Below are 13,370 nucleotides of genomic sequence, written 5' to 3'. Positions count from 1 at the left end.
GCCGCCGGTCAGGCGGTGCGGGAGACCGAGGTCTCCCCCGCGGACCAGCCCCGTGCCGGCGGCTCGGCGACGTGCTCCACGGCGGTCAGCCCCGCCGGCAGCTGTTCCGGGTGCGTCTCCTGCTGCGGCACCAGCGGCGACACCGGCCGCATCACCCGCGCCCGGGCCGCCGCGTCGAACTCGCGCAACCCGTGCAGCAACGCCTCCCGGGCCTCCGGGGCCATCGCGGCGAGGATCGTGGCCAGATGCTGACGGCGGTCCTCGCGCAGCTCGGCGAGGAGCCGGCGGGCCTCGGCGGTGAGGTGCAGCGAGATCTCCCGGCGGTCGGCACGGCCGGGCTCGCGTTCCAGCATCCCGGCGGCGACCAGCCGGTCGCAGAGCCGGCTGGCCGAGGAGAGCAGCATGTCCAGCCCGGCGGCCAACCGGCGCAGGTTGATCCCGTCCTGCCGTTCGACGAGCATGACGGCTCGCAGCTGGGCGGTGGAGATCCGGTTGGCCGTTCGTTCCCGTGCACCGTCCCAGACGGTCAGCAGGGCGCCTGCCGCGGTATCCAGCTCGGCAGCCATACTCGTCTCAGGTCCCGGTGGACCATGCAGTTCCGCCATGGTGGGCCTGAGCGTACTCCGATTCTGTCGCCGCATGGGCTTGTGATCAAGGAGAGACGATGAGCGAGCCGGTCGACGAGGCCCGTGCCACACTCACGGCGGCCCCGGCAGACCTGCTCGTCCGGCGGGTCGCGGAGCTGCTGGAGCGGGAGTACGGCATCACCGAGACCGAGCTGCTCCAGGTCGACTACCGCCTGGCCGCGCTGCTCCCGCTCACCGGGGGCGACGAGGTGACCAGCCCCGGTCACCCCGCCTGGCGCTGTTTCGACCACGAGACCCCGGTGTACGCGGACGGCACCGGTTACCTGCCGGTCAACATGCGCGGTGAACGGCGCGGAGTGCTCCGGGTCGCGCCGCTGGCCGACGACGGGCTGCTGGGCGAGCTGCTGGAGATCGCCACGTCCCTGGCCCACGAGCTGACCGCGGTCGACCCCGGCACCGACGTGTACCGCATCGCCCGGCGTACCCGACGGCTCACGCTCGCGGCCGAGGTGCAGTGGGAACTCCTCCCCGGGCGCAGCCGCACCCGGCCCTCGTTCAGCCTGGCCGGCCAGCTCGAACCCGCGTACGCGGTGCGTGGCGACAGCTTCGACTGGTCCGACGACGGTGAGCGGGTCTGGACCGCGACGATCAACGGGATGGGCGAGGGGGTGGCCGCCTCGATGCTCACCACGCTGGCCACCTGCGCACTGCGCAACGCCCGACGGGCCGGCATCCCGCTGGCCGACCAGGCGACCCTGGCCGACCAGGCGATCTACGACCTGCACCGGGGTGAGCAACATCTCTCCACCCTGCTGCTCGAACTCGACCTGCGGACCGGCCTGCTCACCGCCGTCGACGCCGGTTCGCCCCGGCTGGTGCTGCTGCGGGCCGGCCAGGTCACCGTGCAGCCGCTGGAGGCGCAGTTCCCGCTCGGCATGTTCGAGGGGACGACCTACGTCGAGCAGTACATCCAGCTCCAGCGCGGCGACCGCCTCTTCATGATCAGCGACGGGGTGATCGACGCCACCGGGCGCAACATCCGGTACGGCGAGACCGCACTGGACCGGATGTTGCGCCGTACCGCGCCGATGACTCCGCTGGACGCGGTCCGTTCCCTCCTCGGCGATCTGCGGGCCTTCGTCGCCGGCGACCTGACCGACGACGCGGTCGTGGTGTGCCTGGACTGGACCGGCCCGCAGCCGTAGCCACCTCGGGTCAGTACGCGCCCCGACTGTTGATCACCGCGCCGAAGGTCTTCCAGAGGATGGTCAGGTCGGCCGCGAGCGACCAGTTCTCCACGTAGTAGAGGTCCAACCGGATGCCGTCCTCCCAACTCAGGTCGGACCGGCCGCTGACCTGCCAGAGACCGGTCATTCCGGGCTTGACCAGCAGACGGCGGGCCACGTCGCCGTCGTAGCGGGCCACCTCCGACGGCAGCGGCGGCCGGGGCCCGACCAGGCTCATCTGCCCCAGCAGCACGTTGACCAACTGGGGAAGCTCGTCCAGGGACCACTTGCGCAGCAGCCGACCGACCCGGGTCACCCGGGGGTCGTCCCGCATCTTGAACATCAGGCCGTCGGTCTCGTTGCGCACGGTCAACTCGGCCAGCAGGGCGTCCGCGTTCACCACCATGGTGCGGAACTTGAAGACGCCGAACTCACGCCCGCCCTGACCCACCCGGGTCTGCCGGAACAGCACCGGCCCCCGGCTGTTCACCTTCACCGCGAGCGCGATGGCTGCCAGCAGCGGCAGCAGCAGGGTCAGCGCCACCAGCGAGACCGAACGGTCGACCAGCCCCTTGACCAGTTTGCGCACCCCACGGAACTCGGGTGCCTCCACGTGGATCAGGGGCAGCCCGGCGACCGGGCGGGTGTGGATGCGCGGGCCCGCGACGTCGGTCAGCGCCGGGGCCAGCACCAGGTCGATGCCGGTTCCCTCCAGCTGCCACCCGAGCCGGCGCAGCCGGGTGGCGGTCAGCTCCCCGCAGGCGGTGACCGCGACCGTGTCCGCACCGATGGCGTCGGCGGCCTCCGGGATGCCCCGGAACGAGCCGACCACCGGCACGTCACCGAGCCGCTGCGCCACCGGAGCCAACAGTGCGTCCGGGATGCAGGCGCCGACCACCTGGTAGCCGGCGTACGGCTCGCGGCGCAGCGTGTGCACCAGCTCCAACACGTGTGCGGTGTCACCGACCACCAGCACCCGCCGAGACCAGCCCGTCCCCCGCGACCGGGCTCGGTGCAGACGTTTGCGCGCGGCGAACCGGGCCACTTCCAGCCCGATCGTGCCCACCGCGAACGAGATCGCCAGGAAGCCACGGGACACGCCGACGTCGGCGACGTACCCGAGGATCGCGACGGCGCCGGCCAGCCGGAGGCTGGCCATGCTCACCCGCCGGTACTCGTCCGCGCCGTAGCCGACCACCCGGTCGTCGTAGCAGCGCAGGACCTTCAGGGAGACCAACCAGGCCAGCACCAGGGCCGGCGCGAACAGGACGTAGGGCACGTGGGTACCACGTGGCACGGATTCGCCGAATCGAGCCGCGTAACCGATGAGCACCGCCACGGACAGGACGGTGGCGTCCAGCACGACCAGGGAACGGACGTACGTCCGCTGGTCGCCACGCACCGACCCGCTCGATGGCGGAGTGTCACCCGATCGCGATGACGATCTGGCGGGGGTCAACAGCGTCGCCGAGGTCACCAGCCCTCCCACACTTCGCTCGGAGACGGCCCGGGACCGGCCGGGACGGAGGCCAGATCTGCCGGTGCACGAGAACATCCTGCCTTGATAACTATGACGGCCGATTGCTTCGGACGTATTGCCGTCACTTTCCGGGGTGGAGGACGACCGGAAAGGGGCCTGTCGTACCGCTTTCTCCGGTACCGCAGACCCCGTCCCTGTGCATTCGCTCAGGCCGGCGCCTTCCTCAGGGCGATCGCCCTGAGGAAGATGTCACTGATGTTGGTGGGGTCGGCGGCGATGAACGCCCCGCCACCGGCTGCCCCGGCGATGGTGTCCAGCTCCGACTTGCTCACCTCGGTGCCGATACCCACGATGATGACCTGGATCGGCTGCTCCGGGTCCTTGATCCGATCGAGCTCGGCGAGCAGATCACGTTGCGAGATGCCGTCCGGGTTCTCGTTCTTGCCGTCGGTGAAGAGCACGATCGAGTTGACCTTGCCCGGTTCCCAGTTGCGCTGGACGTCCTTGTAGGCGGCCAGCAGCGTGTCGTACAGCCCCGTGTCACCGCTGGACGAGGTGACCGTGTCCAGTCCCCGCTCCAGCGTGCCGCGCTGCCGTGACAGCGGCCCGATCGGCACCAGCTCGCGGTAGTCCCGCGACCCGGCCAGCTTGGTGGAGAACACCCACAGCCCGATCGACCAGGAGTCGTCGAAGAGGTTCAGGCCGCGCCGGGCCGCCTCGATGGTGACCTGTTGCCGGGTTGCCCCGTTGGCCGTCGGCACGGTCTTCTTCATCGAGCCCGAGACGTCGATGATGCAGAGCATCCGGCCGGACAGGGTCGCGATCGACCAACTCGACACCGCCCGCTCCACCGCGTCCGGCGCCAGTCCGCCGGCGGCCACCCCGCCCTGCGGCGGGGGCGCTGCGGAGGCGTCGCCACCGGCCGGAGAGGGCGCGCCCTGCGGGGCGGCGAAGCCGCTCCCCCAGTTCCCGTCCGGCCCGCGCAGCGACTGCGCGGCCAGCTTGTCCTTGAACGACGAGGTGGTCAGCGCCTCGAACAGCACCCGGGCGGCGGACGCCTTGGCCGGATCGATACCGGGCAGTACCGCGTACGGATAGTCCAACGGCAGCGGCGCCGGTTTGAGATAGAGCGCCGCCAGCGGCACCGGAGGCTTGCGGGCGTTGTACTGGATGACGTCCTCTTCGGAGAGGGCCGCCGCACCGAGCGCACTGGCGAGCGTGGTGTTGTCCGTCGAGGTCGGGAACTTCGCGAGCAGGTCCTGACGCAGCGCCGAGGCGCCCGACGCCAGCGCCCGCAACGCGCCGACCCGGTCCTGCTCGGCGGTGGCACCACCGGTGGACGACGCCGCGGTCATCAGCGACAGCAGGCCGGACAGCCCGGCGGCGTCCCGGGTCGGCTCCACGATCCCGGTCCGCAGCGGCCGGTCGCTGTTGACCCGGGCCAGCAACTGGGTCCAGTCGAGTTCCTTCTGCGGCCAGCCCAGCCGGGCGGCGATCGGCTCGGGCATCGCGACGACCACCGGACTGCTGGCGATCGACGCCCCGTTGCCCGGCTCGAAGGCCGCCGCGCCACCGGTCTTGAGCCGCAGCAGCCAGGTGGAGGAGTCCGGGATCCAGACATCGGGGCTCACCGCGGTGCCACTGGCCTGGCCGACGCCGGCCAGGGTCGCGCCGTGCTTGGCCGCCACCACCGCCGCCACCTCGACCGGGTCGGCCGCCGAGACCGTCACGTCGATGCAGGTCCCCTCGACGGCGGCACCCTTCTCCTCCCACTCGGTGGCCGCTTGGTCCACCGCGGGAGCGAGCTCGTTGGCCACGGCGACGGACAGCTCGATCTTGCCCGAGCAGTCCTGACCCGCGAGTTGGCGATAGCCGACCCACCCCCCGGCCGTGACGACGAGAACGCCGACCGCCGCCGCGGCGGCGGCGCCGTGAAAACCTGAACGCATGCGATGGCGGCCTGCTGACACGCAGACCATCTTGCGTATCCCGCCGGTGGACTGCCATGGCCGTTCGGTCGAAAGTTACAGAGGAGAAACAGTTTCCCTCGATTTGATAACTTTGCGTGACGAAGCCACGGCGCAATGTGGATGCATCTATGTCTCAGGCCCACGATCAGGGCAGAACGCAAGTGGGGCTCGCGACCACGAGCGGCTCCCCCAGTGGCGCCGGTACGCCGGTCTCCCGATCGAGGAGAAAAATGCGTACCATATCCGCCCGCTCGTCGGCGACATAGAGGTGCTCGCCGATGATGACGAAGTGGCGCGGCCACTCGCCGCCGGTGTCCACCTCGGCGACCTGCTCCGGAAGTTTCGCGCCGAGGGCGAAGACGGTGATCGTGCCCACTCCCCGGTTGGCGACGTAGAGGAAACGCCCGTCGGCACCCACGGCGATCTCCGACGGCTGTACGTGCCCGCCCCTGCTGCTGGCCTCGACCCGACCGAGTTCCTGGAGCCCACCGTCGCCGGTCACCTCGTACGTGAGGACCGAGCCGTCCAACTCGCCCGAGACGTAGCAGCGCCGGCCGTCCGGGTGCCGGGCCAGGTGCCGCGGCCCCACCCCCGGGGCGGTCCGTACCCGGGCGCCCCGGGGCGACAGTGCGCCCGCCGCGTCGAGGTCGTACCGGTAGATCGAGTCGGTGCCCAGGTCGACGGCGAACAGCGGTGCGCCGTCCGTGCCGGGCACGACCATGTGGGCGTGCGCCTGCTCCTGCCGCTCGGGATCCGGCCCGTGCCCCTGGTGGGCCACCACGTCGGTACGCGCGCCCGGGACACCGTCGGCGTCGAGCGGGAACACCGTCACGCTGCCGCTGCTGTAGTTGGCCACCACGAGATGCCCGCCGTCCGGCGTGACTGCCAGGTGGCACGGATCCGCGCCACCGGTCGGCTGAGTGCCGGCGGCGTCCAGCTCTCCGTCGGCCCCCACCCGCCAGGCGCTGATCTCGCCGGTGGGTAGTTCGTTGACCGCGTACAGCATCGGCAGTCGGGGGTGGCGGGCGAGGAAGGACGGCGACGCGGTGACCGCGACCGTGCCCAGCGACGTCAGGTCGCCGGTGTGCGGATCCCGGCGGGCCGCGACGATGCCGGTGGCCCGGCCGCCGCTGGACGCCGTGTAGCCGCCGATGTGCACGATCTCGCCCTGAACCGCCACCGTGTTCCGCCTCCCTGCCGAATGTCGTGTCGATCTCACCAGAAGCCTTGCCCCGATGCGGGCCGGTTAGACCTGGAATCCGCGACGGACCTCCGGTCCGTCCCGGAGCAGCCCGGCCCCGGCCCGCCTCCGGGATCCGGGTCAGGCGGCCGGCACCGGCTCGCCCCGCTGCCGGGCCACGTGCTCGACCAGGGAGATCAACACTGTCTTGCCGGACTGCCGGTCGCGGGCGTCGCAGAGCACCATCGGCACGTTGCCGTCGAGGTCGAGAGCGCGGCGGACCGCCTCCAGGCTGAACCGCTGCGAGTTGTCGAAGCAGTTGACGCCGACCACGAACGGGATGCCACGCTGCTCGAAGTAGTCGATCGACGGGAAGCAGTCGGCCAGCCGCCGGGTGTCCGCCAGCACCACCGCACCGAGCGCCCCGAACGCCAGCTCGTCCCAGAGGAACCAGAACCGGTCCTGCCCGGGCGTACCGAACAGGTAGAGCTGGAGGTCGTCGTTGATGGTGATGCGGCCGAAGTCCATCGCCACCGTGGTGGTCGACTTGGTCTCCACCCCGGAGAGGTCGTCGGTCTCGATGCCCGCCCCGGTCAGGATCTCCTCGGTCTGCAACGGCCGGACCTCGCTCAACGCGCTGACCAACGTCGTCTTGCCGGCGCCGAAGCCACCGGCGACGAGGATCTTCAGCGCGATCGGGATACCGTGTTCCCGCCGCTCGCCGTCATAACGCACGGAGTCCATCGACCACCGCCTTGAGGATGTCGTTGTCGGGCAGGTACGTGGCACGTGGCGGCTGGTGCACGGCGACCAGTCCCCGGGAGAGTAGATCGCCGAGCAGTACCCGGACCACACCGATGGCGAGATTGAGGTCGGCGGCGAGTTCCACCACCGGCGTTCCCCGACCGGCGAGTTCCACCAACAGCCGGTGTTCCGGGTACAGCTCCGGGTAGGCGCCGAGGTCCGGGTCCGGCTTCGCCAGCACGTACGCCACCAGGTCCAAGGCGTCCGCGCTGGCCCGTACCCGGCCACCGGTCAGCGTGTACGGCCGGACCACCGGCCCGGCATCGGCGTCGAGCCATTCGTGCTGGTTCCCCGGTAAGTCAGTGCGCATCGGCGGCACCCACCGACGCCCGGGTCGGTGTCCCGAGATTCTCGCCCACCCGGGTCACCAGCATCGCCATCTCGTACGCCACCAGGCCGATGTCGGCATCGGCGTCACTGGCGACAGCGAGGCAGGCACCCTGCCCCGCCGCCGTCACGAAGAGGTACGCGTCCTCCATCTCCACCACCGTCTGGCGCACCGGCCCGCCGGTGAGGTGGCGGCTCGCGCCCCGGGCCAGGCTGGACAGTCCGGAGGCCAGCGCACAGAGGTGCTCGGCGTCGGCCTTGTCCATCCCGGTGGAGCAGCCGAGGAGCAGCCCGTCCGCCGAGAGCACCACCGCCTGCCGCGCGGTCGGTACCCGCTCCAACAAGTCGTCCAACAACCAGCCGAGATCGGCACTCTGCCTCGTCGAATGCATCAGGCGTCCCTCTCAGTCGCGGTCGGGGGTTGCACAGTCGCCGGGTCACCGGCCGGCGGCCCTGCCGGCTCGGTGTCTCGGTCCTGCTCGTGGTCGGGGGAAGCCACACCGGATCGACCCGGCGAGAGCGATCCGGTACGCCCGGCCTCTCCGGTGGGTGCTCCGGCCGTCACCGCCTGGTCGGTCGGTGATCCGCTACGTCCCGCCTCGCCGTTCGGCGGTCCGGTACGTACCGCGTCACCGGTGGACGGTCCGGTGGACCCCGCGTCGTCGTTCGGCGCGACGGCGGCGCGTCGGCCCCGCGCGGTGCCCGCCTGGAGTGCCGACATGAACCGGCGGGCCTCCTCCGGGCTGCGGGGGGTCGGCTCGCCGAGCGGCCGGATCGGCCCACGCGGGACCACCACCGGTTGCCGCATCGTCGGCCCGTCGATCGCCGAGGACACCGCCGGCATCTGCACCGTCGGCGCGTCGAGGCCGCCCTGCGCACGGCGCGGTGCCGCCCGGTGCCCGGCCGGACCGGACGACCCGTCACTGGACGCACCGCTGCCGGACGGACCGGTGCCGGAGGCCACTGGGGGCGTCGACCCGACCGGTGCCGGTCCGGCGGCGTCGGCGACCGGGGATGAGGTGGCGGCGGAGGGTACGGCGGTGTCTGGCGACGCGGTGACGGCCGACGGCGTGGTGGCGGCCGGGCCCCGCTGACGGATGCGGCGGGGCAGACCGTCCGCCTCGGCCGGGCCGACCGTGGAGCCGAAGGTGGGACCGCCCCGGCCACCGGTCGTACTCGCCGGCACCGCCTCGGTGGTGGTCGGCTTCTCCGGCTCGGCCTGTGATCGCGTGGTCTGCCGGGGCACTGTGGTCAACCGGGTGGCCCGGGCCAGCCGGCGCTGTTCCGGGGTGGTGGCCTGGTCGTCCCCGGCGGGAGTGTCCAGGTCGGGCAGGGGTGACGGCTCGGCGGTGATGAGTGCCCCCGGGATCAGCACCACGGCGGTCAGCCCGGTCCCGTCCGACTCCCGCAACCGCACGCGTACGTCGTGCCGGGCGGCGAGCCGCGCGACCACGAACAGCCCCAGCCGCGCGGTCTCGGCCGGGTCGAAGTCCGGTGACCGGGCGAGCTTGCGGTTGGCCTCCTCGATGGCGGCGGCCGTCATGCCGAGCCCGTGATCGGTGACGGAGAGCGCGTACCCGTGGGCGACGTGCTCGCCCGAGATCTCCACACGGGAGTCCGGCGGCGAGTACGCGGTGGCGTTCTCGATCAGTTCGGCGAGCAGGTGGATGACGTCGCCGACGACCCGACCCACCGTGCCGGCGGCCTGGACGTTGACGATGTCCACCCGGTCGTACGACTCGACCTCGGAGATCGCGCCCCGGATCAGGTCCACCATGGCGACCGGGTTGCGCCAGCCCCGCCCGGGTGCCGCACCGGCGAGGATGACCAGGTCCTCGGCGTGCCGCCGCAGCCGGGTGGCGAGGTGGTCCACCCGGAACAGTTCGGCCAGGTGGTCCGGGTCCTCGGCGTCGCGTTCCATCCGGTCGAGCACGGTGAGCTGCCGGTGCACCAGGCCCTGGCTGCGTCGGGCGATGTTCAGGAAGACCTCGTTGAGGCCGCGACGCAGGCTCACCTCGACCATGGCGGACCGGATCGCGGCCTTGTGCACCTCGGTGAACGCCTGGGCCACCTGGCCGATCTCGTCCGCGCCCCGGTCGGCCAGCGGCGCCTCGTGGGCCACGTCCACCTGCTCGCCCCGGCGCAGCCGCTCCACCACCTCGGGCAGGCGCTCCTCGGCCTCCTTGACGGTGCCGCGTACCTGGGTCAACCGCTTCGCCAGCGACCGGCCGACCCGCAGCGCGACGACCAGCGAGAGCACGACGGCGACCAGACCGAGCAACCCGGCGGCGGCCAGCCGGACCAGGGTGCGCACCGCCATCGGCACCGAGCGGTCGGCCAGACCGTCGGCCTGGGTCAGCTCGAAGTCGCGCAGCGACCGCTGCACCGTGTCGTAGCTGGTCTGCCAGGCCTGCTGGTCGATCCGGAGTCGGGCCGAGGGATCGGCGGCGACCAGCTCGTCCTGCATCTGCCGCAACTGCGTGAACTCGTCCTGCTCGGTCAACCGCTGGTACGCCACACGGTCCGGCTCCGGCAGGTCGGCCACCGCGCTCTCGGCCAGGAAGCGCTGGTTGGCGATGCCCTGCACGAGCAGCGTGTGCTCGCCCTCGGCGAGTCGTCCGCCGATCAACGCGCCGGCCAGCAGCGCGTCGGTCTGACCGAGCAGCTCCCGCGAGCGGCCGATGTCGGTCAGCGCCCGCGCCTCCCGGTTGAGATCCTGGTCCGGCAGGTTCGCCAGCGCGGAGAAGGTGTGGAACGCGGACGAGATCATGCCACTGTAGAGACCGATCACCCCGGCCCGGTCGAGATCCCGGCGATCGATGAACGCGCGCCCCGACGGCAGCGCCTCCAGTTCGCCGAGGAGCCGGTCCAGCCGGGTCTCCAGCAGCTCACCGGCGGCGTCGCGCAGTTGCTCTCCGGAGACCCGGCGCTGGAGTTCGGCGATCGCGATGTCGGTGCGGTCCCGCTGTGCGACGAGCTCCGGCAGTACGCAGTTGGTCGGTGGTTGACCGCAGACCGTGCGCGGCGAGCCGAGATGGACCACCGAGAGCCGCCGCTCCCGTTGCAGCTCGGCCACCACCGTCTCGCCCGGCCGGCCCAGGTCGTACAGAAGGGTCCGGGCGGCGAGCAGATCCAGTGCGGGGCCGAAGGTGAGCGTGGTCGCGAAGATCCACAGTGCCAGCAGCGCGGTCACCGGCACCACGACCAGCGCGGTCAGCTTGGAGCGGATCGGCCAGTCGCGGGTGTTCAATCGGACCTCGCCCGGGAGGGTGGCTGGAAGGGCTCCGGCACGGCCGGGCAGCACCGTCACCGACACGCGCCTCGGCTGCCCGCCGGGGCGCCGGGGTTCGGGCGCCTTGGGCAGGATACGTAATCCCCGCCGGACGCACTACCGTCTGTCGAGACTACCTATACGGTGCCGGACGTACCGAGGACGCCCCTGCCGCCCGCAACGGGCGACCGTGCGGTGCCCGTCCCGTTCCCGGCCTCGGTCGATGTGACTGTCCGCCCTTCGCCCCCTTCGGACGACGTTCCGCCCTGGCCACCACCGATCCGGATGAGGAAAGTGCCCCGGAACGGGATTGGCGATCAGTGCCAGGAGGGAATACCTGAAGCGAAGGAGGAGCCATGTCGCCCACGCAGATAGTCGTCACCGTCCTCGTCATCCTGGTGGTCGCCGCCGTGGCCGCGGCCGTCGTCGTGGCCGGCCGCCGCCGTTCGCTACGGCAACGCTTCGGCCCGGAGTACGACCACGTCGTCGCCGAGCGGGACAGTCGCAGCGACGCCGAGCGCGAGCTGCGGGACCGGGAACGCCGGCACGCGGATCTCGAACTCGTCCCGCTGGACCCCGAGTCCCGCGCCCGGTACGCCGCCGCCTGGGAGGAACTCCAGGTGCGTTTCATCGACTCCCCCGCCGAGACCGTCGGTCAGGCCGACGAACTGGTCACGCGACTCGTCGCCGAGCGGGGTTACCCCACCGGTGACTTCTCCGACCAGCTCGCCCACCTCTCCGTCGAGCACGCCCGGACGCTCGGCCACTACCGGGACGCGCACGAGATCCACCTGCGCAACTCGCGGGGCGAGGCCGGCACCGAGGACCTTCGCCAGGCCGTCGTCCACTACCGCGCCCTCTTCGCCGACCTGCTCGGCGAGGAACCGGTCGCGTCGACCACCACCCCGGAGCAGCGCCACCCCGAGGCCGCCCATGACGCCACGAACCGCTGAGGAGAGCACCATGCGGCAAGACGAGCAGCAGCTCAACAACGACCACCCCGAGGCCGTCCGGTCTGCCCCGGTGGCAGTGCCGCCGAACGGTGACCACCGGGACGTACCGGACGACCTCGACCACACAGACGAGCCGACGGACCGCGACCGGGTGGAGTCCACCGACCGTAACCGCCCCTGGGACGGTCGGCCGGGCGACGACGACCGTGCCGACGAGGTGACCGATCCCGCTCCGGTGCCGACCGCTTTCGGTGCCACCTCGGTCGGTGGCGCGGTGGCCGCGTCCGCGCTGGCCAGCCCGCGCCCGGAGGACGAGATCGACCCGCGCGAGGAGCGCACCGCGGCGCCGGGCGACGGCGCGGTCGACGGTGAGCGGGAGGGGCTGCGGGCCGACCCGACCGCCGAGTTTGACCGGAGCGGCGACGACCTCGACGAACTCGACGACACTGGTACGGCCGTCGACCGTGGGCCGGGCGGCCACCGGGCCGACGACCTCGACGGGCGGATCGAGTCGCGGGACCTCCCCGGTGACGCGTCGACCGTCGACACCACCGACGTGGCGGCGGCCGGCGGCCCCGGTTACGGCAGCGCCACCCCGACGATGGTCGACCCGGACGGGCAGTCGCCGGCCGGCGGCACCGACGCCGGATCGACGGTTCCGGCCGGCGCGGCGACCCTCTTCGACGAGTCGACCGCACAGGGCTTCCGGGACCGCTGGCGTGACGTCCAGCTCCGTTTCGTGGACGACCCGCAGGCCGCCGCCGGTCAGGCGCAGTGGCTCGTCGACGAGGCCATGCAGGCGCTGTCCGCGGCGCTGGCGGAGCACAAGAGCAAGCTCGGCGGGTGGCAGGATGCGGGCTCGCCCGACACCGAGCAGCTCCGGGTGGCGGTCCGCGGTTACCGCGACTTCCTCGACCGGGTGCTCGGCCGCTGATCACCGTCGAAGGCGGGTGTCCCCGAACGGGACGCCCGCCTTCGTCGTGTCGTCGCAGGCATGGCCCGGTGACCGGCGGGTACCCGCAGGGGGCCGGAGGAACCGTGCGGCGGACAGGAGGGCGGCAGGATGACGGATCGCGACCGACCGCTGGAGGAGCGCCCCGAGGTGGCCGCGGCGGTGGACGACGACAGCGGCGTGCCCGAGCTGATGACCGGCGGCGGGACCGACCGGGACACCCCGGCCTTCGCCGGGCCGGGTGAGCGGATCGACCTCGACGCACCCACCGAGGACGTCATCGCCGACCCGTACGCGGCGGGCACCGGCGCGACCGGGACCGGCACCGGAGCCGCCCCGGCCGACATCCGTACCGGCGCCGAGCAGCCGTGGGACCCGGAGGACCTGGTGATGGCCCGGGGCCAGGACCTCACCCCCGAGAACATCGAGCGCGCCCGGCGTGAGCTGGCCGAGACCGGCCGGGCGGCGATCGAGAAGACGGTGCCCTGAGCACGGGACGGGCCCACCCGGTTCGAGTGGACCCGCGCCGCGCGGCGAGAGGGGCCCCTGGTCCGACCGGTGCGGTCGGACCAGGGGCCCGGGGAACCCGCCGCCGCAGCGCCTCACCTACTGCTGGCGGC

At 72.2% G+C, this 13,370-nt stretch carries 12 protein-coding genes; 4 read left to right on the top strand and 8 right to left on the bottom strand.

Annotated elements, in window-relative coordinates:
- Positions 1 to 8: 8 nt before the first annotated feature.
- Positions 9 to 566, bottom strand: coding sequence for a MarR family winged helix-turn-helix transcriptional regulator (locus ABZ738_RS04135; RefSeq protein ID WP_131055790.1), 558 nt, complete (start codon positions 564 to 566; stop codon positions 9 to 11).
- A 98-nt stretch (positions 567 to 664) separates the two neighbouring features.
- On the opposite strand from ABZ738_RS04135, the gene ABZ738_RS04130 reads away from it, so the two are divergent.
- Entirely contained in the window at positions 665 to 1,792 is a 1,128-nt protein-coding gene (locus ABZ738_RS04130; RefSeq protein WP_176095078.1) for a PP2C family protein-serine/threonine phosphatase, read from the top strand.
- A 10-nt stretch (positions 1,793 to 1,802) separates the two neighbouring features.
- Here ABZ738_RS04130 and ABZ738_RS04125 read toward each other — a convergent pair whose 3' ends face one another.
- From ABZ738_RS04125 to ABZ738_RS04095, 7 genes are all read right to left on the bottom strand, one after another.
- On the bottom strand, positions 1,803 to 3,290 hold the full coding sequence (locus tag ABZ738_RS04125; protein ID WP_131055794.1) for a sugar transferase: 1,488 nt from the start codon (positions 3,288 to 3,290) through the stop codon (positions 1,803 to 1,805).
- A 209-nt stretch (positions 3,291 to 3,499) separates the two neighbouring features.
- Positions 3,500 to 5,263, bottom strand: a complete 1,764-nt coding sequence (locus tag ABZ738_RS04120; protein ID WP_357210798.1) for a substrate-binding domain-containing protein — start codon at positions 5,261 to 5,263, stop codon at positions 3,500 to 3,502.
- 145 nt (positions 5,264 to 5,408) lie between these two features.
- Positions 5,409 to 6,443: a lactonase family protein gene (locus ABZ738_RS04115; protein WP_357210796.1), complete on the bottom strand. Its 1,035-nt coding sequence runs from the start codon at positions 6,441 to 6,443 to the stop codon at positions 5,409 to 5,411.
- A 141-nt stretch (positions 6,444 to 6,584) separates the two neighbouring features.
- A complete protein-coding gene (locus tag ABZ738_RS04110; RefSeq protein WP_131054266.1) occupies positions 6,585 to 7,187 on the bottom strand; it encodes an ATP/GTP-binding protein in 603 nt (200 codons plus the stop codon).
- On the bottom strand, positions 7,168 to 7,557 hold the full coding sequence (locus tag ABZ738_RS04105; protein ID WP_131054265.1) for a DUF742 domain-containing protein: 390 nt from the start codon (positions 7,555 to 7,557) through the stop codon (positions 7,168 to 7,170). The genes ABZ738_RS04110 and ABZ738_RS04105 overlap by 20 nt, the downstream gene beginning before the upstream one ends.
- Entirely contained in the window at positions 7,547 to 7,966 is a 420-nt protein-coding gene (locus tag ABZ738_RS04100) for a roadblock/LC7 domain-containing protein (RefSeq protein ID WP_176095081.1), read from the bottom strand. The genes ABZ738_RS04105 and ABZ738_RS04100 overlap by 11 nt, the downstream gene beginning before the upstream one ends.
- On the bottom strand, positions 7,966 to 10,824 hold the full coding sequence (locus ABZ738_RS04095) for a nitrate- and nitrite sensing domain-containing protein (RefSeq protein WP_357210948.1): 2,859 nt from the start codon (positions 10,822 to 10,824) through the stop codon (positions 7,966 to 7,968). Before ABZ738_RS04095 ends, ABZ738_RS04100 begins: the two co-directional genes overlap by 1 nt.
- Before the next feature lie 377 nt (positions 10,825 to 11,201).
- Here ABZ738_RS04095 and ABZ738_RS04090 point away from each other — a divergent pair, with 377 nt between their 5' ends.
- From ABZ738_RS04090 to ABZ738_RS04080, 3 genes are all read left to right on the top strand, one after another.
- A complete protein-coding gene (locus tag ABZ738_RS04090) occupies positions 11,202 to 11,798 on the top strand; it encodes a hypothetical protein (protein ID WP_131054263.1) in 597 nt (198 codons plus the stop codon).
- Between the two features lie 10 nt (positions 11,799 to 11,808).
- Positions 11,809 to 12,732 (top strand): hypothetical protein, encoded by a 924-nt coding sequence (locus ABZ738_RS04085; protein WP_357210793.1) that lies wholly within the window; start codon positions 11,809 to 11,811, stop codon positions 12,730 to 12,732.
- 129 nt (positions 12,733 to 12,861) lie between these two features.
- Positions 12,862 to 13,239: a hypothetical protein gene (locus tag ABZ738_RS04080; protein WP_357210791.1), complete on the top strand. Its 378-nt coding sequence runs from the start codon at positions 12,862 to 12,864 to the stop codon at positions 13,237 to 13,239.
- Positions 13,240 to 13,370 lie beyond the last annotated feature (131 nt).

This window comes from Micromonospora sp. NPDC047793, from assembly GCF_040642635.1.
In the GTDB taxonomy this organism is placed as follows: Bacteria; Actinomycetota; Actinomycetes; order Mycobacteriales; family Micromonosporaceae; genus Micromonospora.
This window is presented reverse-complemented; position numbering and strand designations above follow the sequence as displayed.

Excerpts from the sequence above, each read along its gene's own strand:
- ABZ738_RS04135 (WP_131055790.1), bottom strand. The coding sequence starts at position 566 with ATGGCTGCCGAGCTGGATACCGCGGCAGGCGCCCTGCTGACCGTCTGG.
- ABZ738_RS04130 (WP_176095078.1), top strand. The coding sequence starts at position 665 with ATGAGCGAGCCGGTCGACGAGGCCCGTGCCACACTCACGGCGGCCCCG.
- ABZ738_RS04110 (WP_131054266.1), bottom strand. The coding sequence starts at position 7,187 with ATGGACTCCGTGCGTTATGACGGCGAGCGGCGGGAACACGGTATCCCG.
- ABZ738_RS04105 (WP_131054265.1), bottom strand. The coding sequence starts at position 7,557 with ATGCGCACTGACTTACCGGGGAACCAGCACGAATGGCTCGACGCCGAT.
- ABZ738_RS04100 (WP_176095081.1), bottom strand. The coding sequence starts at position 7,966 with ATGCATTCGACGAGGCAGAGTGCCGATCTCGGCTGGTTGTTGGACGAC.
- ABZ738_RS04090 (WP_131054263.1), top strand. The coding sequence starts at position 11,202 with ATGTCGCCCACGCAGATAGTCGTCACCGTCCTCGTCATCCTGGTGGTC.
- ABZ738_RS04085 (WP_357210793.1), top strand. The coding sequence starts at position 11,809 with ATGCGGCAAGACGAGCAGCAGCTCAACAACGACCACCCCGAGGCCGTC.
- ABZ738_RS04080 (WP_357210791.1), top strand. The coding sequence starts at position 12,862 with ATGACGGATCGCGACCGACCGCTGGAGGAGCGCCCCGAGGTGGCCGCG.